Annotated in this window: 24 protein-coding genes and 1 tRNA gene; 14 read left to right on the top strand and 11 right to left on the bottom strand. The window is 49.5% G+C overall.

The window, feature by feature from the left end; genetic code table 11:
- The first annotated feature begins 230 nt into the window (after positions 1-230).
- Entirely contained in the window at positions 231-1124 is an 894-nt protein-coding gene (locus tag OGX98_RS01345; RefSeq protein WP_353622272.1) for a PocR ligand-binding domain-containing protein, read from the top strand.
- Here OGX98_RS01345 and cobA read toward each other — a convergent pair.
- The gene (cobA, locus tag OGX98_RS01350; RefSeq protein ID WP_048221835.1) at positions 1103-1891 is read right to left on the bottom strand and encodes a uroporphyrinogen-III C-methyltransferase; all 789 of its coding nucleotides are present in this window, start codon (positions 1889-1891) and stop codon (positions 1103-1105) included. The two genes, OGX98_RS01345 and cobA, sit on opposite strands and share 22 nt — an antisense overlap.
- Positions 1892-2297: 406 nt before the next feature.
- Between cobA and OGX98_RS01355 the strand changes: the two genes are divergently transcribed.
- Entirely contained in the window at positions 2298-3206 is a 909-nt protein-coding gene (locus OGX98_RS01355; protein ID WP_045449505.1) for a LysR substrate-binding domain-containing protein, read from the top strand.
- A gap of 79 nt (positions 3207-3285) precedes the next feature.
- Here OGX98_RS01355 and cobO read toward each other — a convergent pair whose 3' ends face one another.
- The 10 genes from cobO to glmS form a co-directional block, all read right to left on the bottom strand.
- On the bottom strand, positions 3286-3888 hold the full coding sequence (gene cobO / locus OGX98_RS01360) for a cob(I)yrinic acid a,c-diamide adenosyltransferase (RefSeq protein WP_045441103.1): 603 nt from the start codon (positions 3886-3888) through the stop codon (positions 3286-3288).
- 9 nt (positions 3889-3897) lie between these two features.
- On the bottom strand, positions 3898-5550 hold the full coding sequence (locus OGX98_RS01365; RefSeq protein WP_045441104.1) for a class I fumarate hydratase: 1653 nt from the start codon (positions 5548-5550) through the stop codon (positions 3898-3900).
- 202 nt (positions 5551-5752) lie between these two features.
- Positions 5753-6754 (bottom strand): glutaminase A, encoded by a 1002-nt coding sequence (glsA, locus tag OGX98_RS01370; protein ID WP_045441105.1) that lies wholly within the window; start codon positions 6752-6754, stop codon positions 5753-5755.
- A gap of 122 nt (positions 6755-6876) precedes the next feature.
- Entirely contained in the window at positions 6877-8181 is a 1305-nt protein-coding gene (locus tag OGX98_RS01375; protein ID WP_045441106.1) for a dicarboxylate/amino acid:cation symporter, read from the bottom strand.
- A 169-nt stretch (positions 8182-8350) separates the two neighbouring features.
- Positions 8351-8668 carry a DUF4387 domain-containing protein gene (locus tag OGX98_RS01380; protein ID WP_045441107.1) on the bottom strand — a complete coding sequence of 106 codons (318 nt, stop codon included), beginning with the start codon at positions 8666-8668 and terminating at the stop codon, positions 8351-8353.
- Positions 8665-10035 (bottom strand): acyclic terpene utilization AtuA family protein, encoded by a 1371-nt coding sequence (locus OGX98_RS01385; RefSeq protein ID WP_045441108.1) that lies wholly within the window; start codon positions 10033-10035, stop codon positions 8665-8667. The genes OGX98_RS01380 and OGX98_RS01385 overlap by 4 nt, the downstream gene beginning before the upstream one ends.
- A 3-nt stretch (positions 10036-10038) precedes the next feature.
- Entirely contained in the window at positions 10039-11280 is a 1242-nt protein-coding gene (locus OGX98_RS01390) for a methylaspartate ammonia-lyase (protein ID WP_045441109.1), read from the bottom strand.
- Positions 11280-12725 (bottom strand): methylaspartate mutase subunit E, encoded by a 1446-nt coding sequence (locus OGX98_RS01395; RefSeq protein WP_045441110.1) that lies wholly within the window; start codon positions 12723-12725, stop codon positions 11280-11282. The genes OGX98_RS01390 and OGX98_RS01395 overlap by 1 nt, the downstream gene beginning before the upstream one ends.
- 18 nt (positions 12726-12743) lie before the next feature.
- Positions 12744-14132, bottom strand: a complete 1389-nt coding sequence (gene glmL, locus OGX98_RS01400; RefSeq protein WP_045441111.1) for a methylaspartate mutase accessory protein GlmL — start codon at positions 14130-14132, stop codon at positions 12744-12746.
- The gene (glmS, locus tag OGX98_RS01405) at positions 14132-14581 is read right to left on the bottom strand and encodes a methylaspartate mutase subunit S (RefSeq protein WP_045441112.1); all 450 of its coding nucleotides are present in this window, start codon (positions 14579-14581) and stop codon (positions 14132-14134) included. The genes glmL and glmS overlap by 1 nt, the downstream gene beginning before the upstream one ends.
- 1218 nt (positions 14582-15799) lie before the next feature.
- Between glmS and cydA the strand changes: the two genes are divergently transcribed.
- From cydA to OGX98_RS01465, 12 genes are all read left to right on the top strand, one after another.
- On the top strand, positions 15800-17368 hold the full coding sequence (cydA, locus tag OGX98_RS01410) for a cytochrome ubiquinol oxidase subunit I (RefSeq protein ID WP_045441113.1): 1569 nt from the start codon (positions 15800-15802) through the stop codon (positions 17366-17368).
- 15 nt (positions 17369-17383) lie between these two features.
- Complete coding sequence (cydB, locus tag OGX98_RS01415) at positions 17384-18523, top strand: cytochrome d ubiquinol oxidase subunit II (protein ID WP_045441114.1); 1140 nt, start codon at positions 17384-17386, stop codon at positions 18521-18523.
- 14 nt (positions 18524-18537) lie between these two features.
- The gene (gene cydX / locus OGX98_RS01420) at positions 18538-18651 is read left to right on the top strand and encodes a cytochrome bd-I oxidase subunit CydX (protein ID WP_071828905.1); all 114 of its coding nucleotides are present in this window, start codon (positions 18538-18540) and stop codon (positions 18649-18651) included.
- Between the two features lie 136 nt (positions 18652-18787).
- Positions 18788-19072: a cyd operon protein YbgE gene (gene ybgE, locus OGX98_RS01425; protein ID WP_045441115.1), complete on the top strand. Its 285-nt coding sequence runs from the start codon at positions 18788-18790 to the stop codon at positions 19070-19072.
- Between the two features lie 271 nt (positions 19073-19343).
- Positions 19344-19748 (top strand): tol-pal system-associated acyl-CoA thioesterase, encoded by a 405-nt coding sequence (ybgC, locus tag OGX98_RS01430; RefSeq protein WP_045441116.1) that lies wholly within the window; start codon positions 19344-19346, stop codon positions 19746-19748.
- Positions 19745-20437, top strand: a complete 693-nt coding sequence (gene tolQ / locus OGX98_RS01435) for a Tol-Pal system protein TolQ (RefSeq protein ID WP_136345302.1) — start codon at positions 19745-19747, stop codon at positions 20435-20437. The genes ybgC and tolQ overlap by 4 nt, the downstream gene beginning before the upstream one ends.
- A gap of 3 nt (positions 20438-20440) precedes the next feature.
- The gene (gene tolR, locus OGX98_RS01440; RefSeq protein ID WP_045441118.1) at positions 20441-20869 is read left to right on the top strand and encodes a colicin uptake protein TolR; all 429 of its coding nucleotides are present in this window, start codon (positions 20441-20443) and stop codon (positions 20867-20869) included.
- 63 nt (positions 20870-20932) lie between these two features.
- The gene (gene tolA / locus OGX98_RS01445; protein ID WP_048221834.1) at positions 20933-22204 is read left to right on the top strand and encodes a cell envelope integrity protein TolA; all 1272 of its coding nucleotides are present in this window, start codon (positions 20933-20935) and stop codon (positions 22202-22204) included.
- A 127-nt stretch (positions 22205-22331) separates the two neighbouring features.
- Positions 22332-23624: a Tol-Pal system beta propeller repeat protein TolB gene (gene tolB / locus OGX98_RS01450; protein ID WP_045441120.1), complete on the top strand. Its 1293-nt coding sequence runs from the start codon at positions 22332-22334 to the stop codon at positions 23622-23624.
- A 34-nt stretch (positions 23625-23658) separates the two neighbouring features.
- Positions 23659-24177 (top strand): peptidoglycan-associated lipoprotein Pal, encoded by a 519-nt coding sequence (gene pal, locus OGX98_RS01455; protein ID WP_006685431.1) that lies wholly within the window; start codon positions 23659-23661, stop codon positions 24175-24177.
- A gap of 9 nt (positions 24178-24186) precedes the next feature.
- Entirely contained in the window at positions 24187-24975 is a 789-nt protein-coding gene (cpoB, locus tag OGX98_RS01460; protein WP_286594723.1) for a cell division protein CpoB, read from the top strand.
- Positions 24976-25140: 165 nt separating this feature from the next.
- Positions 25141-25216: transfer RNA gene (locus tag OGX98_RS01465), tRNA-Lys, on the top strand.
- Positions 25217-25219 lie beyond the last annotated feature (3 nt).

Consider the following 25219-nt stretch of genomic DNA (forward strand, 5'->3'; position numbering starts at 1 on the left):
CTGTAACCCGCACCCGTTCTCTGAAGGCAAAATATAATAAATTAAAAGATGGCCCAGTGACGCAGTCGTACTCACCGCGCTATTGTGGTTAAGACGACACATTATTCATCTTGCAATTTGATCATAATCATCTTCATAAATAAGATTATTTTTTGCGGTAAGCATCATTCTTTCTTTAGGCTAAATTCTGCATATTACCGGCTTAAATATCATGAATGTCGGAGGAAGGCGTGCCGCTGAAAATTCAGGATGACTACTTGCAGAGTTTTTTCTCTATAGCTGAGATCTTCTCTGGTGCGACCGGATTAGCAACGGTAGTCGTTGATGTTACAGGTAAGGCAATATCTGATTGTCATGGCTTCAATTCATTTTGTTCATTAATGCGTACCAATGAACTGTATCGCCCGAGTTGTCAAAAGTGTGATAAGTATTGTGCTTTTGAGGGGTTAAAGCAGGTTAAACCCAGAATACTCTGCTGTTATGCAGGATTAAGCCTCTTCTCAATGCCGTTAATCCATGAGGGCAATCTGTACGGCTTTATTATTTGTGGTCAGGTACGGGCAAAACATCAGGAATATAAAACAATTGTGATTGATGACAAACCACAATGGATGAATGAACCTCGGATAAAAGCTGAGTGGGAACGGGTTACTGTAGTGGATAATAACACACTGGTGGCATCGGCAAATTTACTGCGGTTTATTGTTGATAACTTTGAACATCAGGAACAACAGGTTGATGCTTCCTTCGGATCGAAAATTAATACTATTCGCCCATATTATACGGAGCTTTCTCGTCACGAGAGAAAACTATCAGCGGCACTTCGCTATATTGATGATAATTTATATGGTGAATTATCTCTGGAGACTGTGGCAGCGCACGTTTGTTTAAGTGCGAATTATTTCAGTCGTTTTTTTAAGAAACGTCAGGGTGTTAATTTTAAAACCTGGGTGAATCAGAAAAAAATGCAAAAGGCGGGGGAGTTATTGCACGACCCTGTTCATTCGATAGACAGCATTGCCCGGAAACTTCACTACGCACAAACCAGTTATTTTTGCCGCGTATTCCGGGCAGCCCATCAAACGTCACCTCAGTCTTTTCGTCACGCCAGACTCTCGCAGTAAAGGTTTTCCGGCAGCGTGATGGCTTCGGGAATAAAAGAGAGTCGATCGCTGAGGGTGACGACATCACCAATGACGATAAGCGCAGGTGGCACAACGTTTGCTTCCTGTGCTTTATTCAATAATGCACCGAGCGTACAGGTCAGGCGGCGCTGATTTTCCCGCGTGGCAGACATGATAACGGCGGCGGGCGTGTCTGCCGATTTTCCGCCCATCAACAGTTCTTCGCAGATAAATGCCAGGTTGGCGATACCCATCACGATAACCAGCGTACCGTTGAGTCTGGCTAACTGACGCCAGTCCTGCTGCTGGTTGCCTTCTCGTGTATGGCCTGTCACTACGTGAAACCCGGATGCGAAATCGCGGTGAGTGACCGGAATACCGGCGCAGGCAAGGCCGCCAATGGTGGAACTGATACCGGGCACGACTTCAAATGGAATCCCGATCTCTACGAGTCCCTCAACTTCCTCAGCTCCACGACCAAAAACGTAAGGATCACCGCCTTTTAAACGCACGATGTTGTCATGCGTTTCAGCGTACTGAATAAGCAGTAAGTTGATTTCATCTTGTGGCACACAATGAAAGCCAGGGGTTTTTCCGACATTGACAAGTTTACACTCAGCGGATGCCCATTCCAGAATTTTAGGATTGACCAGACGATCGTAAATAATGACATCAGCTTGTTTAATGCACATCATCGCTTTGAGGGTGAGTAATGAAATATCACCGGGACCTGCTCCGACGAGCCAGACCTTTCCGAAAGTTTTCACATTGTGTCCTTTATCACGGCTAACAAAAAAATGGCAGAAACTACATTGCGGAATGATTAAAAGCAGTCGTTTGCCCATAAGTTATAACGCTAAATTGTCCTAAATTATCGCAGGGACAATATTGATTAAACTCGCAAAGTTTTTTCTGCAATAAACAAGATAACATGAAAAATTATTAAGAACTTATTGGCACTATTTGCCTGGATTTAACCTTATTTAAATTGTGTTTATTGCTGTGCTTGAGTATTATTGGTTAATATTTATCCGCCGCCAGTGTGAGTAAATCATGGATTGGATCAATGACATCAATGGACAAAATAAAATATAACTCTCGATGCTCATCTGGGTGAATCGAATTATTTTTTATAAATTAAACTATTTTTGTACGCTGCATATGGAAGAGGTTATGAGAGGAAAAATACCCAAGACGGAGTTGCTGGTAACTTTTGAAGTGGTTGCGCGTCATGAAAGTTATACCCGGGCGGCAGAAGAGCTTGCTCTGACACAAAGCGCAGTTTTCCGCCAGGTTAATGCTCTGGAAGATTTTCTCAATACATCGTTATTTAATCATGCCAAAAAGCGCATTTTTTTAAATGCGGCTGGGAAACATTATTTAAGTATTGTTAAGGAAACGCTAAACAAACTTGAACGTGATACGACAACAATAATGACCTGGCAACCGACCGTGCAGGTTATCGAACTGGCGGTTAATCCTACCTTCAGTACACATTGGTTGATCCCCAACCTGCGCGAATTCAACAAACTTAACCCTGATATTATCGTTAATATCCATTCTTTGGCGAATATCGGTGATTTTCTCAATCGTGAGTATGATGCCGCGATCATGCGGGAAGATTTTTACTCGCCATGGTCAGAGGTTGAGTATCTTTTTGAAGAGGAAATTTTGCCGGTATGCAGCAGATGTCTGCTCTCTGAATCCAATCAGAAACTGGCTGTCGATGATCTGTTAAATGAGTTTACCCTGTTGCACCAAAGCACGCGTATCAAAGGCTGGCAGGAGTGGTTTGCGCTGTCCAATGTCAGTAGCCCACTAGTGAATAAAGGTCCGCGTTTTGATTTATTGTCGATGCTGATCGCCGCCGTGCGTTCTAATTTGGGCGTGGCTCTGTTACCCCGTTTTGCTATTCAGCACGATCTGGACAGTGGTGATATGGTCATTCCCTGCGACGTTCCTATGCGTACCGGGAACCGTTTCATTATGACGTGGCGTGAAGAAAAATCGGAGTCCCTGCATTTACAGATTTTCCGCAACTGGTTATTGAATAAATCCGTGGTCTCTAAAGTGGGCTGCTGATACCGGATGATAACGCCGGTCTGCTATCTGAAGAAATGGTAGGCCGGATAAGCGAACATGTTATCCGGCAAAAGTCTCGTTACCAGTCGATCCCGACCTGTGCCTGAATACCACTATCAAACGCGTGCTTAACCGGGCGAATTTCACTCACCGTATCGGCAAGTTCCAGTAATTGCGTGTGGCATCCACGTCCTGTGACGATCACGCTCTGTTCTGCAGGGCGATTCTCGATAGCGCTGATAACCTCCTGCGTATCCAGATAGTGATAAGCCAGCATATAGGTGAGTTCATCCAGCACCACCAGGTCGTAATGTGCATCGGCTAGCATGCGCTTACTTTCCTGCCAGACCGCTGTTGCCGCCTCGATGTCGGCTTCCCTGTTCTGGGTTTCCCAGGTAAAACCGGTACCCATAATATGAAATTCAACACCGAGCGGCTGTAACGTGTTGTACTCGCCATTATCCCACTGGCCTTTAATAAACTGCGCGATGCCAACGGTTTTTCCGTGACCTACCGCGCGCGTTGCCGTCCCAAAGGCTGCGGTGGATTTACCTTTACCGTTGCCGGTGAAGACTATCAGAATTCCTTTCTTCTCCGTTGCCGCCGCCACGCGGGTATCAACCTGTTCTTTCAGTTTCTGCTGGCGCTGGCGGTGTCTGTCATTGTTGACTCGCGCTTCCATTGTTGCTCCTTATTTCCCTGCCGGACAGGTTGAGCAGCGATGTTGCTGTTCAAACTGACTGAAGAAGTTATTGCCCTTGTCATCCACCAGCACAAAGGCCGGCATGTTTTCGACTTCCATCATCCAGACCGCTTCCATGCCGAGTTCCGGATACTCAAGGCAGCGCAGGCTTTTCACGTACTGCTGTGCCAGTAAGGCTGCTGCGCCTCCTATGCTGCCAAGGTTAAATCCGCCATGCGTGTGGCAGGCATCGGTTACCTGCTTGCTGCGGTTGCCCTTTGACAACATGATCAGACTGCCACCCGCTGCCTGGAAGGCATCGACGTACCCATCCATGCGCCCGCCGGTGGTGGGACCCATTGAGCCACAAGCCTGATTATTTGGGGTTTTTGCCGGGCCAGCGTAATAAACGATATGGTTTTTCATGTACTCCGGCATCGGTTCGCCGTTATCCAGACGTTCTTTGATTTTGGCGTGGGCGATATCACGGGCGACGACAATCGGGCCACTTAGCGATAGTCGGGTTCCAATCGGCAGTGTGGACAGATCATGCAGAATGTCGCGCAACGGGCGGTCCAGATTGAGCTGTACGGTCTGAGCACCATTTTCTACGCGGTGAGAATCGGGAATGAATTTGCCCGGATTATGTTCGAGTTTTTCCAGCCAGATACCCTGTTTATTAATCTTGGCTTTAATATTGCGGTCAGCAGAGCAGGAGAGTGCCATAGCGATAGGGCAGGAGCCGCCGTGGCGTGGCAGGCGAATAACGCGAATATCGTGCGCAAAGTATTTGCCGCCAAATTGTGCACCGATGCCAAACTCACGACTGGCATTGAGAAGAGTGGCTTCCAGTGCCGTATCGCGGAACGCCTGACCCAGTTCGTTCCCGCTGGTGGGCAGGTTATCGTAATATTTAGTTGATGCCAGTTTTGCGACTTTCAGCGCCTGATCGGCAGACAGACCGCCAACGACAAATGCAATGTGATATGGCGGGCAGGCGGCTGTTCCCAGTGATTTCATTTTATCAATCAGGAAGGCAGTGAGTTTTTCCGGCTGTAAAATTGATTTGGTTTCCTGGTACAGCGCTGCTTTGTTAGCTGAGCCACCACCTTTGTTGACGAACAGGAACCGGTATTCATTACCCGGGGTGGCGCTAATGTCGATTTGGGCGGGCAGGTTAGTCTGAGTATTGACCTCGGAATACATATCCAGCGGTGCGTTTTGCGAATAGCGCAGGTTGTTTTCCGTGAATGTGGCATATACGCCATGGCTTAATGCTTCGGCATCATCACACCCGGTCCAGACATTCTGCCCTTTGCTTGCCACAATGGTTGCGGTCCCTGTATCCTGGCAGTTAGGCAATACGCCTTTAGCCGAAACCTCTGCATTGCGCAGTAGCTGGAGTGCGACGTATTTATCATTACTGCTGGCCTGCGGATCGTGCAGAATACTGGCGATCTGTTTCAAATGTCCGGCGCGCAGGAAAAATGAAGCTTCATAAAATGCCTGCTGTGCCAACAGGGTTAACGCCTCGGGCGCAACCTTGATCACTTCCTCTCCGTCTAACTCTGTTACCGTAACGTGTTGGTTACTGAGTAATTCGTATTCTGTATTATCTTTACTCTGAACAAAGAGTTCCTGCCAGACAAATGGTTTAGACATAGTACTTCTCACCTTTTCGTGTTTTGCCGATACACGTCATCCTTCACGCTGCCTCTTTGTTGGCTGTCTGCGTTCACCCCAGTCATTTACTTACGTAAGCTCCTGGGGGTCACGTAGTTGCCGCTTTGATGCAGCTTGAATTATTTTGTGTATAAATTTCGAGCCTGATTTCAATACCAGATAAGCGTTATCTGACGTTGGCTTAATGCGCTAAAAAGACATTGGCTTTTGTCGCGTCGGCGACATATTCGATGGTTTTCTGGGCGCGAACGCTGTTGCCCGCTTCATCCAGCGGTGGGGAATAGACGGCAATCGCATATTCACCTGGGACGACCGCAACCATTCCGCCGCCGACACCGCTCTTTGCCGGGACGCCGACGGTGTATAGCCACTTACCACTGCCGTCGTACAGCCCGGCAATCGCCATTTCCGCCAGCACCTGAGGTACATAACTTTCATTCAGCAACTGCTTGCCGTTAAACGGAGATTTACCTTTGTTGGCGAGTACGGCACCCATTTTGGCCAGTTGCTCAACGGTGATATCCACGGAACACTGACGGGTATAAATTTCGACGGCTTCATCCGTGTTGCCATAAAAGCTGTTATAGGATTCCATCAGTTTCGCCAGTGCCTGGTTGTGCTGATTGGTCTCCATTTCGGATTTGAAAACAGGTTCGTTAACAGTGAGACTTGCATCTGCCCACGCGTTCAGGTTGTCGAGGATTTTGTTCCAGCGGTCGGTTTTATCTTTGGCTTCAATCAGGCTAACGGTGCTCATCGCGCCTGCGTTAACCAGTGGGTTTTCCGGCGCGCCTTTGGTCAGTTCGACGGCTAAGCCTGAATTGAATGGCATGCCGGTGGCATTGGCACCGAGTTTATCCAGAACAACCTGAGGGCCGTGCTGTTCCATGGCGAGCGCCATGGTGAAAACTTTACTCAGTGATTCCATCGGGAATGCTTTTTTAACATCGCCAACCTGGAAGATTTTTCCGTCAACCGTTGCGATGGTGATAGCAAAATTGTTGGGACTGTAGGTCGCGAGGGCAGGGATATAGTCGGCGACTTTTCCGTCATTGTTACTTTTGTATTTCTGATGCGCCTGTTCGATAAGTCTGGCGTAGTCCGGCGTGGTTTGCGCGAATGTGGTTGCGCTAAATAATACGCTGAAGGAAAAAATACCCACGCCGAGAAGAGTTTTATTCATGGTGCATTCCTGTTGGTGTGCTCATCATGGTGCCGGAGGGCGGCTTACCACCTTCCGGCTTACGGGTTATTAACCGTCTCGAAAACCGGATAGCGCGGCCGCTATCCGGTTTCACTGTGGTATTAAGACAAAGCAACTTCCGTTTCGGTAACCGGGCGTTCCTGTTCCGGGGTTTTTACTGGCGCAGTGCCGCGACAACCCTGGCCGAAGTGTTCGCCTTCCCAGCGACCCACAATGGCAGCACCCATTGCGTTACTCATTACGTTAGTGGCTGAACGACCCATATCGAGGAATGGATCGACGCCCATCAGCAGGATCAGACCGGCTTCCGGAATGTTGAACTGGTTCAGTGTTGCGGCAATAACCACCATAGAGGCACGAGGCACACCCGCCATCCCTTTAGAGGTCAGCATCAGGATTAGCAACATGGTGATTTGTTCGCCCATGCTCAGCTCGATATTGCACGCCTGGGCAATAAACACGGTGGCAAATGAGCAGTAGGCCATGGAACCGACCAGGTTAAAGGAGTAACCGATAGGCAGAACAAAGCTGGCGATTTTTGAAGAAACGCCGAACTTTTCCAGTTTATCCAGCGTGCCTGGGAAGGCTGCTTCAGAACTGGAAGTGGTAAAGGCCAGCAGAGCAGGTTCGAGGATGGCTTTAGTCAGACGGCTGATGCAAGGACCGACGATCATAGTCGACAGGCCAATCAGAATTGCCCACAACATACCCAGCGTCAGGTAGAACTCACCCATGAAGATCCCGGCGCTAACCATCACACCCAGACCACGTTCGGCAATCAGACCTGAAATAGCGGCAAAAACGGTCAGAGGTGCGAACAGCATTACGTAGCCAGTCAGCTTCAGCATGACGTGGACCAGTGAGTCGAGAACCTTAACGATAGGCTCGGCTTTTTCGCCAATCGCAGCCAGGCTGCAACCCAGGAAAATCGAGAACACGACGATCTGCAGGATTTCGTTACGCGCCATCGCATCAACGATACTGGTCGGTACTGCGTGCGAAATAAATACCTTCAGCGTAAACGGCTCTGACTTAACGGCGGCGACAGCGCCGACATCATGCGGAACAAAGTTGATGCCTGCGCCCGGCTGGAAGATATTAACAATAACCAGACCCAATGCGATTGACAGCAGTGAGGCGCAAATAAACAGGAAAAAGGTTTTGGAGAATATACGTCCCAGCGTTTTTGCATCACCCATTTTGGCAATGCCGACAACCAGAGTTGATATAACTAATGGAGCGATAATCATTTTCACCATACGTAAAAATATAGTGGTGAAAATGGAAATATCTTGAGCATATGATTTAGCTGTTTCAGCTGCGGCCATATTATTGATGAGCACCCCGGCAACCATGCCGAGTAACAGGCCTAATATGATCATCTTCGTTAAACTAATTTTCTTCATGTTTACTCCATCGGATAAAGGCTGGTAATTGAAATTGTGTAGGGTGGCGTGCACCTGAGCCTGGAAAGCAGCTCAGATGCACGCCTGTTGTGACCAACCGCATGAATAATTCGAAGCACTGTGATACAGCTGAATTCTGTGCTCCAATGGCTGTTATTGTGTTTTTTTGTTACAGATCGAACTCAATACTTAATAATGGAGCGTGTTGTTGCGCACCATAAACATCATTGTCACCGACATTGCCGGAAATAATATCGCGCGGCATGACGATTTTTACTGCATTCGCTGGGTCGAACCACACAATATTATGAATAAAGTCAGGTTTGACATTATATAACCCAGCAATAAGTTGCGGTGTTAATTGCTCCGAGGCTTTTACTCGCTGATAGTCTTCCCTGGTTTTAAATAAAATATCTAATACCAGTTCATACGGTCCGGCGTTTTTGGAGCGAATTACTTGCGCCAGTGAGCAAATAGACTGTTTCATGCCTGAACTCCTTCTGGCGTCACCTGTTCAATGTGGAAATCAAAACGCAGTGCATCGCTTGCTTCAATCAGGTGATAGATTGAGAACTCATACACAGGCCCACTCTGAATGTCAGATGGTGAGAACGGGAAGGCGAGGTTGCCCGCAGTCGCAATACGATTTTCATAGCCGTAGTGCAGCAACGTAGAACGCACCAGTGAGCAAACGCTGTTGGCGATATCCTGGGTTGGTGCAACCACGTCCAGTAAAATCCCCAGCTCATGACCGGCAGTTTTCATCGGCTCATGATTGCCCATCACGCCGTTCTTACCATACAGGTGGAACGTCATGCGGATACTGTCGTCATTCAGTGAAAGGTTACGTGCCACGCTGGCCTGTACCTCTTCAAGAATGGTGTCGATACCGGCAATCATAATCGGATCGCGCGTTCCGGCGATGGTCAGGCAGCGGAAACCAACCTGACGCGCACCTTCCAGTTTCAGCGCATACGGTGTCTCTTCATGACGCGAACCGCTGACGTACACTTCACCTTCATTAACCGCTGTAAAGGTACACGCTTTCAGGTTCAACACGCCGCCCGGTCCCGGCAGGAAGTACGGATCTGACTTCTCATACAGGGTGTGTGCCGCAGCAGAAGTTTCAGTGAACTTACGCTTCGGATTGAACGCTTTCAGCGTAAAGCCGTTGTCGTCGATGATTCCCATCGCACAATCCGAGCCAGAACCCGGGGTGGCGGCGATGGCAGCACACTCAAGGATCTTACCGCAATGAAGCGCCAGACCTTCATCAAAGCCTTGCATAATCGGCAGTGCAGCGAAGCATGCCGGATCGTAGGCTCGCCCGCCCAGTACAACCTGTGCACCGGCTTTCAGTGCGCGCTGGAAAGGCTCAACGCCCATCTGTGCAACGATGTAGGTGCTATCTTCGATAGCTTCGTGAGTCAGTTCAGGCACAAAATCCAGTGCGGTGATTTTGCCGTTATCCAGGGCCTGATGAACGACTTCTTTGTCGACATCGGACGGGATCAACGCCATGGAGAAAGACAGTTTTTCTTCCTGGGCGATCTCATGGATTATCTGGCGACACCACTCCAGGTGCGGAGCTGCGCCGGAACCACCGGCGGTACCGATCACGACCGGGATGTTATTCTTAACGCCTGCCACGATCATATAGCGCAGATCGCGTTTCACACCGGCCCTGTCAGTGAAAGGCTTACCTGCCCCCAGGTAGTGGGGGCCAGGATCGGAGGAGCCTGCGTCAACAGCAATAAGATCCGGCGATTCTTCCATGGCTTTACGAAAACTCTCTTCCGGGAAGCCATAACCCAGAATAGCTGTAGGCGATAAGATCTTAAATGTGCGAGCCATTTCTTAATCCTTAGTCTGCAACAACGCGATGGTGCGGTTCATTTCGTTAAACACGATGTTGAGACCTTCATCGAAGCCCATACCCGGTTTGATCAGCATGCGCATTGGACGCGCAGCCAGCGCGACATGTACGCAGGTGCGAGCACTGATCTCGGTTTCGTTACAGGTTCCGCCCTGGTAGGCTTCCATTGCGTGTTTGTTACAGTAGAGCACGGCATCAACAATGTTATGAATGCCACCGAGATCCGGAGTTTTGATCTGCACCATGTGGCAGCTGCCAGCATCAGTGAAGTCCACGATATCCTGATAGGTGTTACACCATTCATCAGCAACGATTTTCACGCCGGATCCCAGACGGGTCAGTTCTTTGGTGATTGCGGTCAGCATGCGGATTTGATCCGGCTTGTTACCTGCATCAACCGGACCTTCAATGTACAGCGGCAGACCCTGTGCTTCTGCTTCCAGGCTGGCGATGTATTCGGCGCAACGAACCGGGTCCATATCAAAAATCAGACCGATAGTGCCGTACACATCAATATGCAGCGTTGGGTGATAACGATCGCTGGTACGCAGGCTTAAGATGCGGTTAGACAACCAACGCACATACTCACGCAGTTTTTCGCCTTTAAAGCCCAGCTTCTCTTCTACGTTGTTGATCAGCGCATGCGGCAGTACGTCCACGCCTTTGAGGATCATTTTGTCGACGGCGATATAACGGTCATCACCGCTTTGACCAAATAATGGAATTGCTTCCGGTACACATGGCAACTGCCATTCATCGCAAACAACTTCTGTTTTCAGGCGTCCTGTGGCCAGTGCTGCGGCATCAAGCAACGCCTGAGACAAACCGTAACGTACAGCGGTATGCAACAGATGACCGTCAATACGCAGTTGGTCAAAGAAACGGGCGTTCGGTAAGAACGAATCTACGTCACGACCTTCCAGCAGCGGTTTGATGTGATCGTTCAGGAAAGGAATGAAGTTCTCAGCCAGGAACAGTGGGTCACGACCGCCTGCACCGGAGTACTGTACGGCCGCGCAATCACCAACGGCCACCGCGCCGTTTTCCAGAATCAACTGCACTGAAACGCATTCACCCGCCTGACGAACAGAGGTAAACCCAGGCGTCACCGGAGAGCCGGTATAGATAAACCCATCGTGACCAGCTCCGTCTTTAATAGCTTGCTGATCGTCAAAATAAAATGAGGAGTAGCCAGCGGTGAAAAGGGCCTGTTTAATTTTCATTATGGTCTTCCTATTAATTTACTGTGGGATACGGCGTTGATGTCATCAATGACCATCTGGAAAGAAGGTTTACGACCTTCAAAATGTGCGCGCTCTGCGACGTAGTCGTGGTGCAGGGCGAGAATATCTTTCGGCAGCGGAACCGCACCGGCTTCGAGAATACGAATTGCGCCAGTGTTATCACGAACTGGCAGGATTTTGCCGGCGTTACAGGCGGCAGGGGCGAAAGGTACATCCAGCACACCGGCTTCAAAAGCCAGTACGGTGCCGCGTGCAATGTCGCCATTACCCAGCTCGAATACTCTTTTCAGTACCGCGCGAACTTCGCTCTTAATCAGATCGACTTCCTGCTCTACAGCTGCGCATTGCGGGAATTTCTGGTCGCTGACCATGTTGAGCATCTGGCGTGAAGCTTTAAGTCCCTGGGCATTAGCCGCAGCAGTTGGGATACCGAACGCTTCATGCGGGCTTTTGGTGATGACTTTAGTTGCACCGGACATACCTGCAACCGCAGCACCCCAGGCGATAACGGAGAACGCTTTTGCTTCATCTTCCGGGAAACCGCCCATCCACTGGTGGAATACGGTGCTCAACTCGTAATCATCGAAGCCATAATTCTGGAAGTATTCGTGGGACAGTTCACGCAGAGCCTGAATCGCCGCGATATCCTGAGTCAGGCTACCCACCTGGCCGTAACCGACGGTAATGGATTTCACTCCTTGTTCCAGCGCCAGCAGACCTTCGATAATCGCGACCGAGTGAGACATAAACGGCGGGATCAGGGTGCCGGTCAATGGGCCAAACGGCTCGCGGTTAATACGAATGCCGTTTTCTTCGTACAGCCCCATCAGACGGTCGCAGTACTGCCAGTCACGGATGGATTTTTCCAGGGTGACACGTTTGGCATAAGGGATGTTGTAGGAGATACCACCGCCTTCGTAGCTGGTAAAGCCACTGGCCATCGCGATCTCTGCCAGCAAGCGTGCATCCGGGGTACCGTGGCGAACCTGGATAGGTTTTTCCAGCGATTCAGTCATACGGCGGCAGGCAGCAACCCCGTGATTGACCACCGGTAAACCATTAAGCTTGGAGGTTCCTGCTTCGATGGATTTCTGGATCCCGACGGCAGCTTCTTCATAACGATTCAGACGGGTATAGGCATCGATGGTACTTGGCAGAAGGTCGCACTCTTCCTGCAAGGTTTTGAGCAACTCAATGTGCTCATCCATTAATGCAACACCTGCACGTGGCTGGCTCAGGGTTTTACCTTCCTGATCGGCCTTCAATAGCGCGAGGGAGAAGCGTTTTTTATCTGGAATTGCTTGCTGGTATTTCACGCCATCTTCGAAGTTCTCAACGTCTTTGCCGGTTTCCCAGGTTTGCAGCACCTGATGCCTTTCGGTCATGAATTCGTCATGGGTCAATTTTTTATTTCGAAGTTCCATTCGTAGCTGCCTTAATTGTTATAGGGTTAAACACTGAATGCTGGTGCGAGCTGCGGCTTGCGGGTACAGCCTGGCGACGTTTGCCAGTAGCGGGAGCAGGCCATTTGAATCGCGGTAATACTCAAACTGATTAGGTAACAAAATTCTTTTACCCTGGTCGTCCAGCTCCCGGTATTTGAGCCAGTTATGAATATCGAACTGGCTGGCGCGCGAGAGCCATCCACCTGAACCGACAACTTTGCGTACGGTGGTGAGATCGCGACCCATCTGTAAATCCACGTTACCTACGCAGGTACAAACCTGCTTTTTAGTGCCCGCGTGGCGCTCAGTGGCATAGCCCACGCACAAACCTGCCAGCAGAGTGTCGAAATATTTCTCCTCCTCGCTGAGTGGCAGGTAATCCGGATGCCCAACCAGATGACGCAGGTAGCGATAAAATGCTTCCTCACGTTGTGGCTGCTGGGCAAAGATAACTTTCACCATATCCTGCGTGCTTTCTCCGACCACGACGGCGGAAACGCGCATTCCCAAATCGCCTTCAACGGTACGTTTGACGAAAGGTTCAGGAACACCATGCAGGACGGTGTCGGGAGAGAGGATATTCGCGCTGGCTGAATAGACGTCTGTAGTGGCGCCGCCCATATCAATCAGCATGAATTCTTTCCATGCACTGTCGTAATCGCTAATCGCTTTTACCAGTTCATACACTGTCCACGGCGTCGGCATGGGTTCTTCGCCGGTTTCTCCAACGATGACGTCCAGACCTTTGCCTTTAACGATGCGAGACAAGAACACATCACAGATAGCCTGACGAGCGGCAAACGGGTTCGGGTGATCGAGATCCGGCAGAATGTTATCTACCGTGGTCAGATCCTTATGCCCCAGAATCGTTTGTATATCGTCCTGAATGTCCCGGTTTCCGGCGTAAATAATGGCGCAGTCAAGCGTGGACTCTGCCAGCGCATGCGCATTAGCCAGGCCGTAGCTTTCTTCACCACCATCCGTGCCGCCGGTAAACAACAGGATGTCTGGCGGTGATGACTCCAGCTCCCGAATGTCATGGCGGTTCAGCTTGTATGAATAATATTGCGCGATTTTTGCTCCTGCCGAATGAGCGGTAACTTTCGCCGATTCCAGCGTAATGGAAGGCACCAGCCCCATTGCTGCAACGGCGAGCCCACCTTTGGCAGACGAGGAGTATTTCAACTGCACTTCACCACTTTTCAGTAACGGGCGAGCATCGGCAACATTCAGCACCTGATTCAGGCTGGCAAAAAAACCGTCTGCCAGATGATGTGTGGTGGTTGGGGTCAGGACATGGTTTACCAGGGTTAATTCCTCTCCTTCATGCGCGAAGAGGGCTGCCTTGGTCCATGTCGAGCCGATATCGACAGAAACTGTTTGCATCAGATGGCCTCTTCAAGGCAACGCTGTTCGAGGCCATTATGTTGATGGATATCATTGGTGATAAGCGCACAGACATCTTCGAGATCGTGACTTGGTGCGAAGACGCGGTTAAAGCCCATCTCTTTAAACTTCATTTCCACTTCGGCGAAGTCATGCTTACCTACGACCAGGTTGCCGCCGACATAGAGCAGAATGTCGCCGAGGCCGCGTTCGATGCAGCGCTCACGTAAACCGAGGCAGTCGATATCACCGTGACCGTAGATGGATGACACCACGATGGCGTCGGCACCGGTTTCAATCGCAGCATCAATATATTCATCCTGACTCACCATCACCCCAAGGTTGATTACGTGAAAATCATGAGCAGTAAAAACGCGATCCAGAACTTTATTGCCTACTGCATGGCAGTCAGCACCGATGACGCCAATAACAAGTGTAGATTTCTTCATGGGTAATCCTCTGTAGGGCTGATGGTCAATAAGTAAAAATTATTTTTTAATATTTAAAGCATGGATTGTGGCAACCTCTTAATAGGATTGGAGTGTCTGTGTAAGCGAAAAAGGAAGCAATTGATCTATTTTCAAAATAACCTTCATAAAATGATTGTTATATTTCATTTTTAATAAATGGCTTTAAAAACAATATATTGTGTTTTGTTTTTTGAGGTTTTCTTAATTTGTTTGCGAATTCGCTAATAAATGACTTGCTATGTTTGTGATCGAAATCTTATTTTGTTGCGAGCCTTTTTTAAGTGTCGTTTTAAATAATTTAAAAACTTATGCTTACTAAATAACTTGTGAACAACCTAACGGTTTTTTATTTATTGATCTTATATGTCAAAAATATTATTTGTTAAATTTAAGATAAAAATGATAATAGATTGTTCAGAACATATTTAATCTTTGGACCATATGCGCAAAAGGGGAGGGAGTGATAACTTGCGGTGATGATTCGGACAGGAAAGCATGGCATTTGAGAAGGGGAGGTATCTTCATTGAGGTTGAGAATGCAGTGAGTTTCTCTTCCAGCTGAGATAGTTACATTTGGGTGTTAATTATAAGTAAAATTAAAATGAATAATTTGTATAAATTTAAAATTCCACGACTTGCTAAAAAAAATCTGTGAGCTACCTAACAATAGTTACTCTTTATCTGCTACCGCATTTTGCCGTCTGAGCTGGTTAAAAGATCGTGTAGATTTAAATAAATAATCTATCATTTGTAGTAACGGCAATTACTCATTGAAAAACAAATCGTTAACATGATGTTTACTAGTTACTCTCGTGGTAAACATTGTTAACATTAAAATTGAAAATTGATTTAAATCAATGTTTAAAACTTGGTAAACACTACAAAATGAGGTTAAATTGCTGCGGATCAAATTGGTCTGGAAGTGATAAATTAGCTATAAATTGATCACTATCGAAAAATGCAAATTTACCTCGATAAAAACCTGTTTATTGTAAGGATTTTACGGCGTAATATAATTGCGGGATCAATTTGAGTGTTTTATTAACATGTTTGTAACTTTTCGGCATTGCCTTTTCTTCAAATGAGAAGAAAGAGCAACGGCGGATGGAAGCAAATAAATTTGTATTGGGGCATGCGTGTGACCCTTTCTAACGGGGTTCACTCTCGGAGTCTTCATGCGATGAGCAAGGAGTCATGATGTTAGATATAGTCGAACTGTCGCGCTTACAGTTTGCCTTGACCGCGATGTACCACTTCCTGTTTGTGCCACTAACGCTGGGTATGGCGTTTTTGTTGGCCATCATGGAAACGGTCTACGTCCTTTCCGGCAAACAGATTTATAAAGATATGACCAAGTTCTGGGGTAAGTTGTTTGGTATCAACTTTGCTCTGGGTGTGGCTACCGGTCTTACCATGGAGTTCCAGTTCGGGACTAACTGGTCTTATTATTCCCACTATGTAGGGGATATCTTCGGTGCGCCACTGGCGATCGAAGGCTTGATGGCCTTCTTCCTCGAATCCACCTTTGTAGGTCTGTTCTTCTTCGGCTGGGACCGTCTGGGTAAAGTCCAGCATATGTGCGTCACCTGGCTGGTGGCTTTGGGTTCTAACCTGTCCGCACTGTGGATTCTGGTTGCGAACGGCTGGATGCAGAACCCAATTGCAGCAGATTTCAACTTTGAAACCATGCGCATGGAGATGCTGAGCTTCTCCGAACTGGTGCTTAACCCGGTTGCACAGGTGAAATTTGTACACACCGTGGCTTCTGGTTATGTTTGTGGCGCGATGTTCGTTCTGGGGATCAGCTCCTACTATATGCTGCGCGGTCGTGACTTCGCGTTTGCTAAGCGCTCCTTTGCTATCGCTGCCAGCTTCGGTATGGCTGCCATTCTCTCTGTTATCGTTCTGGGTGATGAATCCGGTTACGAAATGGGTGACGTGCAGAAAACCAAACTTGCCGCAATTGAAGCTGAATGGGAAACTCAGCCTGCCCCTGCATCCTTTACGCTGTTCGGTATCCCGGACCAGGATGCGCAGGAGAACCATTTCGCTATCCAAATTCCTTATGCGCTGGGCATCATTGCCACCCGTTCTGTTGATACACCCGTCATTGGTCTGAAAGATCTGATGGTGCAGCATGAAGAGCGTATCCGTAACGGGATGAAAGCGTATCAGCTGCTGGAAGAACTGCGTGCTGGCTCCACCGATCAGGCCGTTCGCGACCAGTTCAACAGCATGAAGAAAGATCTGGGATATGGTCTGCTGCTGAAACGCTATACCGATAAAGTTACCGATGCGACCGAAGCGCAAATTCAGCAGGCAACGAAAGATTCCATTCCTCGTGTTGCTCCGCTGTACTTCGCGTTCCGTATCATGGTGGCGTGCGGCATCCTGATGCTGGCGATTATCGCTGTATCCTTCTGGACCGTAATCCGTAACCGTATCGGTGAGAAAAAATGGCTGCTGCGCACGGCGCTGTATGCGATTCCATTACCGTGGATTGCCATTGAGTCCGGTTGGTTTGTGGCAGAGTACGGCCGTCAACCGTGGGCGATTGGTGAAGTGTTACCGACAGCCGTGGCGAACTCTTCGCTGACTGCTGGCGACCTCATCTTCTCGATGCTGTTGATTTGCGGCCTGTATACCCTGTTCCTGGTGGCTGAACTGTACCTGATGTTCAAGTTCGCACGCCGTGGTCCGAGCAGCCTGAAAACCGGTCGTTATCACTACGAGCAGTCCACTGTGACTTCTCAGCCGGCACGCTAAGACAGGAGTCGTCAAATGATCGATTATGAAGTATTGCGTTTTATCTGGTGGCTGCTGGTTGGCATTCTGCTGATTGGTTTTGCGGTCACCGATGGTTTCGACATGGGGGTGGGCATGCTCACCCGTTTCCTCGGTCGTAATGATACCGAGCGTCGAATTATGATTAACTCCATCGCCCCGCACTGGGACGGTAACCAGGTTTGGTTGATCACCGCTGGTGGCGCATTGTTCGCTGCCTGGCCGATGGTTTATGCCGCTGCGTTCTCCGGTTTCTATGTGGCGATGATCCTTGTACTGGCGGCATTGTTCTTCCGTCCGGTCGGTTTCGATTACCGCTCGAAGATTGAAGATATGCGCTGGCGCAACATGTGGGACTGGGGCATCTTCATCGGTAGCTTTGTTCCGCCTCTGGTGATTGGTGTGGCATTCGGTAACCTGCTGCAAGGGGTTCCGTTCCACATGGATGAGTACATGCGTTTGTACTACACCGGTAACTTCTTCCAGTTGCTGAATCCGTTTGGTCTGCTGGCAGGTATCGTGAGTGTTGGGATGATCATCACCCAGGGCGCGACCTATCTGCAGATGCGTACCGTAGGCGAACTTCACCTGCGTGCACGTACGACTTCTCAGGTTGCTGCGCTGGTCACTCTGGTCTGCTTCGCTCTGGCTGGTGTCTGGGTGATCTACGGTATTGACGGTTATGTTGTGACTTCTGCACTGGATCACCATGCCGCTTCTAACCCGATGACTAAAGAAGTGGCGCGTGTTGCGGGTGCCTGGATGGTGAATTTTAACAATGCACCAATCCTGTGGCTGGTTCCGGCTCTGGGTGTGGTTCTGCCACTGTTGACCATCCTGACTTCTCGTATGGAGAAAGGGGCCTGGGCGTTTGTCTTCTCTTCACTGACCCTGGCCTGCATCATCCTGACTGCTGGTATTGCAATGTTCCCGTTTGTAATGCCATCCAGCACCATGATGAACGCGAGCCTGACCATGTGGGATGCTACCTCCAGCCAGAGAACATTGAACCTGATGACCTGGGTTGCGGCGGTGTTTGTACCAATCATTCTGCTGTACACCAGCTGGTGTTACTGGAAGATGTTCGGTCGCATCACCAAAGAAGATATTGAAAGCAACACCCACTCTCTGTACTAAGTAAGGAGCTAAAAATGTGGTATTTCGCATGGATTTTGGGAACGCTTCTTGCCTGTGCATTTGGGATAATCACAGCGCTGGCGCTTGAGCACGTTGAAGCAGGCAAGGCCGGACAAGAAGAAAGTTAATGATCAACATTATCGCGATGCAATATACAACATCGTTTTAGGTGCATCGCGGCGGCAAGGCTGCGAAACCCCAGGAGCTTACATCAGTAAGTGACTGGGGTGAGCAGGTGCAGCCAACAAAGAGGCAGCTTAAAGGATGATAAAGTATATTTATGCGGTAATGGATAAGCGCCCCTTGCGGGCGCTTTCCTTTGTGCTGGCAATCGTGTTGGCTGGCTGCATATTCTGGGATCCCACACGCTTCGCGGCAAAAACCAGTGAGCTGGAAATCTGGCATGGATTTTTGTTGATGTGGGCGGTTTGTACTGGCGTAATCCACGGCGTTGGATTTCGTCCTCGTGCAGTTCACTGGCAGGGCATCTTCTGCCCGCTGATAGCGGATATCGTGCTTGTTGCTGGTCTGATTTTCTTCTTCTTTTGAATAAGAAACATCCTTAAATATTTATGGGCTTGCATAAGCCCATAATTTTTTACTCTCCGTTTACTTTCCCCCATTCCAAAGCATCATTCCCGCGCGTATAGTAGCACCGGTTAAAAGTACTAACTTTTGTTGCATTACCGGGATGTAAAGTGAATACAACGCTATATACAACAGCATTCTTGAAGCATCGAGACGGCAAGGTCAGGAATCTCCAGACGCTTACAGAAGTAAGTGCCCGGGGGCAGTGGACAAAGCCAAAGAGGTAGCAGGAATGAATAAGTATATATTTCGATGGCCGGTTCGTGTCTACTACGAAGACACCGATGCCGGTGGGGTGGTTTACCACGCCAGTTATGTCGCTTTTTATGAAAGAGCACGCACAGAGATGCTGCGTCATCATCACTTCAGTCAGCAGGTACTGCTGGCCGAACGTGTAGCCTTTGTGGTGCGCAAGATGACCCTGGAGTATTTTGCGCCTGCCCGGCTTGACGATATGCTCGAAGTCCAAACCGAAATTACGTCAATGCGTGGCACCTCATTGGTTTTCACGCAACGCATTGTCAACGCAGAGAACACCGTGCTGAATGAAGCCGAAGTTCTGATTGTTTGCGTTGATCCACTCAAGATGAAGCCTCGTGCGCTTCCCAAGTCTATTGTCGCGGAGTTTAAGCAGTGACTGACATGAATATCCTTGATTTGTTCCTGAAGGCAAGCCTTCTGGTTAAACTTATCATGTTGATTTTGATTGGTTTCTCAATCGCATCCTGGGCCATTATTATCCAGCGAACCCGTATTCTTAATGCCGCTTCGCGTGAAGCGGAAGCGTTTGAAGACAAGTTTTGGTCTGGTATTGAATTGTCGCGCCTGTATCAGGAAAGCCAGGGACGTCGTGATAATTTGGCGGGATCGGAACAAATTTTCTACAGCGGGTTCAAAGAATTTGCTCGTTTGCACCGGGCAAATAATCATGCGCCGGAAGCGGTTGTTGAGGGGGCGTCCCGTGCGATGCGTATCTCCATGAACCGTGAGCTCGAAACGCTGGAAACGCATATTCCGTTCCTGGGAACCGTGGGCTCTATCAGCCCATATATCGGTCTGTTCGGTACGGTTTGGGGGATCATGCACGCATTTATCGCACTCGGTGCTGTAAAACAGGCAACCCTGCAAATGGTCGCTCCGGGTATCGCGGAAGCGTTGATTGCAACAGCTATCGGCCTGTTTGCGGCAATCCCGGCGGTTATGGCTTATAACCGTCTGAATCAGCGCGTAAACAAGCTGGAACAGAATTACGACAACTTTATGGAAGAGTTCACCGCGATTCTGCACCGCCAGGCGTTTACCGTTAGCGAGAGCAACAAGGGGTAAGCCATGGCCAGAACGCGTGGACGAGGTCGTCGCGAACTCAAGTCCGAAATCAATATTGTACCGCTGCTCGACGTATTGCTGGTGCTGCTGCTGATCTTTATGGCAACAGCGCCGATCATTACCCAGAGTGTGGAAGTCGATCTGCCGGACGCGACTGAATCGCAAGCCGTCAGCAGCAACGACGAGCCGCCGGTCATTATTGAAGTTTCCGGTATTGGGCAATACAGCGTGGTAGTTGAAAAAGATCGTATGGATCAACTGCCGCCAGAGCAGGTTATCGCAGAAGCGAAAAGCCGCCTGCAGGCCAATCCGAAAACGGTCTTTTTAATCGGTGGTGCGAAAGACGTGCCTTATGATGAAATAATTAAAGCGCTGAACTTGTTACACAGTGCGGGCGTGAAATCTGTTGGCTTGATGACGCAGCCAATCTGATGTCTGCGTATTCCTGGCTTGAAAGATAGCGCGTAACAGGCGAACAGTTTTTGGGAACCGAGAGTGTCAAAGGCAACCGAACAAAACGACAAGCTCAAACGGGCGATAATTATTTCAGCGGTGCTGCATGTTATTTTATTTGCAGTACTGATCTGGAGTTCGTTCGATGAGCACATTGATGCTTCAGCCGGCGGTGGTGGCGGTTCGTCCATTGACGCCGTTATGGTCGATCCTGGCGCCGTTGTCCAACAGTACGATCGCCAGCAGCAACAGCAGGCAAGTGCGAAACGTGCAGAAGAACAGCGTGAAAAACAGGCGCAGCAGCAAGCCGAAGAGCTTCGTGAGAAGCAGGCGGCAGAGCAAGAGCGACTGAAGCAGCTGGAGAAAGAACGTTTAGCCGCGCAGGAAAAAGTACGCGAGCAGACGGAACAGCAAAAGCAGGCGGAAGCCGCGGCTGCGAAAGCGCAAGAACAACAGAAACAGGCTGAAGAAGCTGCAGCGAAGGCTGCTGCGGATGCGAAGGCCAAAGCTGATGCTCAGGCGAAACAAGCCGCTGAAGCCGCGAAGAAAGCGGCTGCTGACGCACAGAAGAAAGCCGAGGCTGAAGCCGCTGCAAAAGCAGCTGCAGATGCCAAGAAAGTCGCTGAGGCGCAGGCTGCTAAAGCCGCCGCTGAAGCTGCGAAGAAAGCACAGGCTGAGGCCGCTAAGCAAGCTGCAGCCGAGAAGGCTGCTGCTGAGAAAGCTGCCGCTGCAGCAGAAAAAGCCGCTGCTGCAAAAGCTGCTGCCGCTGAAAAGGCCGCTGCCGATAAGAAAGCGGCTGCGGAAAAAGCTGCAGCAGACAAGAAAGCTGCTGCCGAAAAAGCGGCTGCTGATAAAAAAGCCGCCGCAGATAAAGCGGCTGCCGCTAAAAAAGCTGCAGCAGAGAAAGCCGCCGCAGCCTCTGGTGTTGACGACTTGTTAGGTGACTTAAGCTCCGGTAAGAATGCGCCGAAATCGGGCGGTGGAGCGAAAGGAAACGGTCAGCCAGCGAAAGATAGTGGTACAAGTGGTGCAAACGGTGGCGCATCAGGTGCTGATATCAGTGCTTACGCATCTCAAATTCGTAATGCGATTCAGAGCCGTCTGTATGGTGCTGATTTGTATGCAGGCAAATCTTGTGTGTTGCATATCAAGCTGGCACCAGATGGACTGTTATTGGATGTGACCGAAGAAGGTGGCGATCCAGCATTATGTCAGGCTGCGTTGACGGCTGCAAAAACAGCCAGAATTCCTAAACCGCCTAGCCAGGCTGTTTATGAAAAAGTAAAAGATGCCAAACTGGACTTTAAACTGTAATCATTTCCCCGAGATTTCGGGGAAAACGGTCTAAGGTTGAGACAGAGTTCTGGTAGTTTTGTGTATTTGAGTTTGTTAACATTCTGCTAAATTATCGTGGGCTTTCCGTCCAGATAAGGGAGATATGATGAAGCAGGCATTACGAGTAGCATTTGGTTTTCTGATGCTGTGGGCAGCGGTGCTGCATGCAGAAGTACGTATCGAGATCACCCAAGGGGTGGACTCGGCGCGCCCGATTGGTGTAGTCCCGTTCCAGTGGGCTGGGCCGGGCGCTGCTCCCGAAGATATCGGTGGTATCGTAGGTGCAGACCTGCGTAACAGCGGTAAATTTAACCCGTTAGACAGGTCTCGTCTGCCACAGCAGCCGGGCACTGCGGCAGAAGTTCAGCCGGCTGCATGGTCTGCGCTGGGTATTGATGCTGTGGTTGTGGGTCAGGTTACGCCTAATCCGGACGGTTCCTACAGTGTTGCTTATCAACTGGTAGACACTGGCGGCGCACCGGGTACCGTACTGGCGCAGAACACGTATAAAGTGAACAAGCAGTGGCTGCGTTACGCGGGCCATACTGCTAGTGATGAAGTGTTTGAAAAACTGACCGGCATTAAGGGCGCGTTCCGTACCCGTATTGCTTATGTCGTTCAGACCAACGGCGGCCAGTTCCCGTACGAATTACGTGTTTCTGACTACGATGGTTACAACCAGTTCGTTGTTCACCGTTCTCCGCAGCCTTTGATGTCGCCGGCATGGTCTCCGGACGGTTCTAAACTGGCTTATGTAACCTTTGAAAGCGGACGTTCTGCGCTGGTTATCCAGACGCTGTCTAACGGTGCGGTTCGTCAGGTGGCTTCGTTCCCGCGTCACAACGGTGCTCCGGCATTCTCTCCGGATGGCAGCAAACTGGCGTTTGCTCTGTCTAAAACGGGTAGCCTGAACCTGTATGTGATGGATATTGGCTCAGGCCAAATCCGTCAGGTGACTGATGGTCGTAGCAATAACACCGAACCGACCTGGTTCCCAGATAGCCAAAACCTGGCCTTTACCTCTGACCAGGCAGGTCGTCCGCAAGTGTATAAAGTTAACGTTAACGGCGGTGCTCCGCAGCGTATTACCTGGGAAGGTTCGCAAAACCAGGATGCTGATGTAAGCAGTGACGGTAAGTTTATGGTAATGGTAAGCTCAAATAGTGGGCAGCAACACATTGCCAAACAAGATCTGGTAGCGGGTGGCGTACAAGTTCTGTCGTCAACGTTCCTGGATGAAACGCCAAGTCTGGCACCTAACGGCACTATGGTAATCTACAGCTCTTCTCAGGGGATGGGATCCGTGCTGAATTTGGTTTCTACAGATGGGCGTTTCAAGGCGCGTCTTCCGGCAACCGATGGACAGGTTAAATTCCCTGCCTGGTCGCCGTATCTGTGATAATAAATAATTGATTAATAAAGGAATCATTGAAATGCAACTGAACAAAGTGCTGAAAGGGCTGATGATCGCTCTGCCTGTTATGGCAATTGCGGCATGTTCTTCTAACAAGAACGCCAGCAATGACGGCAGCGAAGGCATGCTGGGTGCCGGCACTGGTATGGATGCAAACGGCAGCGGCAACATGTCCTCCGAAGAGCAAGCGCGTCTGCAGATGCAACAGCTGCAGCAGAACAACATCGTTTACTTCGATCTGGATAAGTACGATATCCGTTCTGACTTCGCTGCAATGCTGGATGCGCACGCTAACTTCCTGCGTAGCAACCCGTCTTACAAAGTCACCGTAGAAGGTCATGCGGACGAACGTGGTACTCCTGAGTACAACATCTCCCTGGGTGAACGTCGTGCTAACGCCGTTAAGATGTACCTGCAGGGTAAAGGCGTTTCTGCTGACCAGATCTCCATCGTTTCTTACGGTAAAGAAAAACCTGCAGTACTGGGTCATGACGAAGCGGCTTACTCCAAAAACCGTCGTGCCGTACTGGTTTACTAAGAGAATTGCATGAGCAGTAACTTCAGACATCACCTGTTGAGTCTGTCGTTACTGGTTGGCATAGCGGCCCCCTGGGCCGCTTTTGCTCAGGCGCCAATCAGTAGTGTCGGCTCAGGCTCGGTCGAAGACCGTGTCACTCAACTCGAGCGTATTTCTAACGCTCACAGTCAGCTTTTAACCCAACTCCAGCAACAACTCTCCGATAATCAGTCCGATATTGATTCCCTGCGTGGTCAAATTCAGGAAAGTCAGTATCAACTGAATCAGGTTGTTGAGCGCCAGAAGCAGATTTTGTTGCAGATGAATAATCTTGGCAGCGGTAGTGCGTCGGCAGCGCAGTCTGTGGATAGCGATCAGAGCGGGGCAGCAACCCCTGCGCCTGATGCAGGTGCTACCGCAGCGTCAGGTGTGCCCGCGCAAACTGGCGATGCTAATACCGATTACAATGCAGCAATTGCTCTGGTGCAGGATAAATCCCGCCAGGATGACGCGATTGTGGCATTTCAGAACTTCATCAAAAAATATCCGGATTCGACTTACCTGCCCAATGCAAATTACTGGCTGGGTCAGTTGAATTACAACAAGGGTAAAAAAGATGATGCGGCGTTCTATTTTGCTTCGGTAGTTAAAAACTTCCCGAAATCACCAAAGGCTGCAGACGCAATGTATAAAGTTGGCGTCATCATGCAGGACAAAGGTGACACAGCAAAAGCTAAAGCAGTTTATCAGCAGGTTATCACTAAATATCCTGGCACTGATGGCGCTAAACAAGCGCAAAAACGCCTTGGCGCGATGTAATGCACACCATGCGACCAGAAATCGCGTTATTTCTGGTCGCGTCGTGTGATTCCTAAGCAGTTGAGTTATTTACATCGAAATTTTTGTTGCGCTAAAATCTGAAATCAGTAATATATGCCGCCGTTGCCAAGGGATATCAAACAGCCCGAAAGCGGCGAGAAAAGTGGGGCGTTAGCTCAGTTGGTAGAGCAGTTGACTTTTAATCAATTGGTCGCAGGTTCGAATCCTGCACGCCCCACCAATA

The sequence above is a fragment of the Citrobacter sp. Cm046 genome (assembly GCF_030333065.1).
Classification (GTDB): Bacteria; Pseudomonadota; Gammaproteobacteria; order Enterobacterales; family Enterobacteriaceae; genus Citrobacter; species Citrobacter murliniae.

What these genes read in the sequence shown, in the direction of transcription:
- glsA (WP_045441105.1), bottom strand. Translation starts at nt 6,754, where the DNA reads ATGAATAAAACTCTTCTCGGCGTGGGTATTTTTTCCTTCAGCGTATTA.
- glmL (WP_045441111.1), bottom strand. Translation starts at nt 14,132, where the DNA reads ATGCAAACAGTTTCTGTCGATATCGGCTCGACATGGACCAAGGCAGCC.
- tolR (WP_045441118.1), top strand. Translation starts at nt 20,441, where the DNA reads ATGGCCAGAACGCGTGGACGAGGTCGTCGCGAACTCAAGTCCGAAATC.
- OGX98_RS01385 (WP_045441108.1), bottom strand. Translation starts at nt 10,035, where the DNA reads ATGGCTCGCACATTTAAGATCTTATCGCCTACAGCTATTCTGGGTTAT.
- OGX98_RS01355 (WP_045449505.1), top strand. Translation starts at nt 2,298, where the DNA reads ATGAGAGGAAAAATACCCAAGACGGAGTTGCTGGTAACTTTTGAAGTG.
- OGX98_RS01390 (WP_045441109.1), bottom strand. Translation starts at nt 11,280, where the DNA reads ATGAAAATTAAACAGGCCCTTTTCACCGCTGGCTACTCCTCATTTTAT.
- OGX98_RS01395 (WP_045441110.1), bottom strand. Translation starts at nt 12,725, where the DNA reads ATGGAACTTCGAAATAAAAAATTGACCCATGACGAATTCATGACCGAA.
- pal (WP_006685431.1), top strand. Translation starts at nt 23,659, where the DNA reads ATGCAACTGAACAAAGTGCTGAAAGGGCTGATGATCGCTCTGCCTGTT.
- cydB (WP_045441114.1), top strand. Translation starts at nt 17,384, where the DNA reads ATGATCGATTATGAAGTATTGCGTTTTATCTGGTGGCTGCTGGTTGGC.
- cydA (WP_045441113.1), top strand. Translation starts at nt 15,800, where the DNA reads ATGTTAGATATAGTCGAACTGTCGCGCTTACAGTTTGCCTTGACCGCG.
- OGX98_RS01365 (WP_045441104.1), bottom strand. Translation starts at nt 5,550, where the DNA reads ATGTCTAAACCATTTGTCTGGCAGGAACTCTTTGTTCAGAGTAAAGAT.
- OGX98_RS01375 (WP_045441106.1), bottom strand. Translation starts at nt 8,181, where the DNA reads ATGAAGAAAATTAGTTTAACGAAGATGATCATATTAGGCCTGTTACTC.
- ybgE (WP_045441115.1), top strand. Translation starts at nt 18,788, where the DNA reads ATGATAAAGTATATTTATGCGGTAATGGATAAGCGCCCCTTGCGGGCG.
- glmS (WP_045441112.1), bottom strand. Translation starts at nt 14,581, where the DNA reads ATGAAGAAATCTACACTTGTTATTGGCGTCATCGGTGCTGACTGCCAT.
- ybgC (WP_045441116.1), top strand. Translation starts at nt 19,344, where the DNA reads ATGAATAAGTATATATTTCGATGGCCGGTTCGTGTCTACTACGAAGAC.
- cydX (WP_071828905.1), top strand. Translation starts at nt 18,538, where the DNA reads ATGTGGTATTTCGCATGGATTTTGGGAACGCTTCTTGCCTGTGCATTT.
- OGX98_RS01380 (WP_045441107.1), bottom strand. Translation starts at nt 8,668, where the DNA reads ATGAAACAGTCTATTTGCTCACTGGCGCAAGTAATTCGCTCCAAAAAC.
- tolB (WP_045441120.1), top strand. Translation starts at nt 22,332, where the DNA reads ATGAAGCAGGCATTACGAGTAGCATTTGGTTTTCTGATGCTGTGGGCA.
- cpoB (WP_286594723.1), top strand. Translation starts at nt 24,187, where the DNA reads ATGAGCAGTAACTTCAGACATCACCTGTTGAGTCTGTCGTTACTGGTT.
- cobO (WP_045441103.1), bottom strand. Translation starts at nt 3,888, where the DNA reads ATGGAAGCGCGAGTCAACAATGACAGACACCGCCAGCGCCAGCAGAAA.